This is a genomic window from Pseudomonas sp. PA-4-8C (assembly GCF_021606625.1).
Taxonomy (GTDB): Bacteria; Pseudomonadota; Gammaproteobacteria; order Pseudomonadales; family Pseudomonadaceae; genus Aquipseudomonas; species Aquipseudomonas lactis.
Genome location: NZ_WKCD01000546.1, coordinates 1 through 1,185 on the forward strand (window position 1 = coordinate 1; position 1,185 = coordinate 1,185).

General features: G+C 56.8%; 3 protein-coding genes. 1 reads left to right on the top strand and 2 read right to left on the bottom strand.

What is annotated here, in order from left to right; all coding sequences use genetic code 11:
- A partial coding sequence (locus GIW04_RS30845; protein ID WP_236479625.1) for an SOS response-associated peptidase family protein occupies window positions 1-316 on the bottom strand: 316 nt, incomplete at its 3' end.
- An 83-nt stretch (window positions 317-399) separates the two neighbouring features.
- On the opposite strand from GIW04_RS30845, the gene GIW04_RS30850 reads away from it, so the two are divergent.
- The gene (locus GIW04_RS30850) at window positions 400-609 is read left to right on the top strand and encodes a hypothetical protein (RefSeq protein ID WP_120249067.1); all 210 of its coding nucleotides are present in this window, start codon (window positions 400-402) and stop codon (window positions 607-609) included.
- Here GIW04_RS30850 and GIW04_RS30855 read toward each other — a convergent pair.
- On the bottom strand, window positions 601-954 hold the full coding sequence (locus tag GIW04_RS30855; protein WP_057711381.1) for a hypothetical protein: 354 nt from the start codon (window positions 952-954) through the stop codon (window positions 601-603). The two genes, GIW04_RS30850 and GIW04_RS30855, sit on opposite strands and share 9 nt — an antisense overlap.
- Window positions 955-1,185 lie beyond the last annotated feature (231 nt).

The following is a 1,185-nucleotide window of genomic DNA, read 5'->3' on the forward strand; positions in this document are numbered from 1 at the left end:
ACTCAAACCAGTTATCGATTGGCGTGATTGCCCGGTGCGGCCAGATCGCCCTGAAGAACGGACCATGCGCCACTTTTTCCACGCGGGCGTTGATAGGTGCCGCCCGGTCTTTCGCCCAGTGCGGCCGCCATCCCCAGCGTACCGGATCAGCGTGGAGCAATTCGCCCTGCAGGTGCAGCAATGCAACTGCGGTTGTCGGTGCCACGTTGTACCGTTCAATTGGTTGATCGCCCACGGAGTTCGCCAGTGCATTGGGCATACTAAGTGCTGCAACGAAGTCGTGGATTCCTCGGTACTGTGAAAGTCTCCCGCACATAAGCATCTCCGCTCGTCGGCGCCGATGAACAGCCGGTCCCCGGCCAATCTCTACACTGTAGACACTGGCCCGAGGTATTCGTCATGGCGATTAACATTGATCAGGTGAACGCAATGGAGGCGTGGTTTGCGCTGCGTAACGATCCAGCCTTCATATCGGCCACGCCTGAGGAGCGCTACGAAACACGGCTGGCCCTGGCTGACGACCTCAAGCAACAGGGGCTGATCAATGAGGGTGAGTGGCGCGAGCTGACTGAGGAAGCGGTAACGGCCTATGCAGACGAGTTAGGCTAGTGGCTGCTTGTAAACGCTAAGCTCGAGCAGCAGTCGCTGATTCTCCCTGAGAAGATGGTCGCGCTGCCCGGTGATGATTTTCACGCTTTGCACTGAGGCAAACGAGTACTGCTGTTCCAGCGTGCTGATCTTTTCCTCAGCCGCAGCGAGCTTTGCTTCTGTCTCGGCCTTTCCCGTCATCAGCAGGTCGTTCATCTGCACTAGGCCGGCGATATTCGCCCGAGCTCGACGCAGCATGCGCTCGGTCTCCACCAGCTCATCTACGAGGATTGAGCATTGGTGCTGGTACATCTCCAGCGGAGTGGGGCAGCCGAGCCAATCGTCGGTGTCCATGTCTACGTTCATAGCGTGAATCTCAAATACTGTATGTGCGTACAGTAATCGAGGTTTGAACGTGACGCGATTTGAGCCGACGAGCTGTATGGGCTTGCGACTATTCCGATTCCATTAGCACGGCGAGAGTCATTTTGATGAATTCTTCATTGTGGCCGATTGTGAAAAGGGCGCCTCGCACATTGTCTGCCACCTCGGCGGAGCCACGTTGCTCAACCCAATTTGACAGCTCCAGGATGGACG

Bases quoted from the DNA above. Each gene is read 5' to 3' on its own strand.
- GIW04_RS30850 (WP_120249067.1), top strand. From the start codon at position 400: ATGGCGATTAACATTGATCAGGTGAACGCAATGGAGGCGTGGTTTGCG.
- GIW04_RS30855 (WP_057711381.1), bottom strand. From the start codon at position 954: ATGAACGTAGACATGGACACCGACGATTGGCTCGGCTGCCCCACTCCG.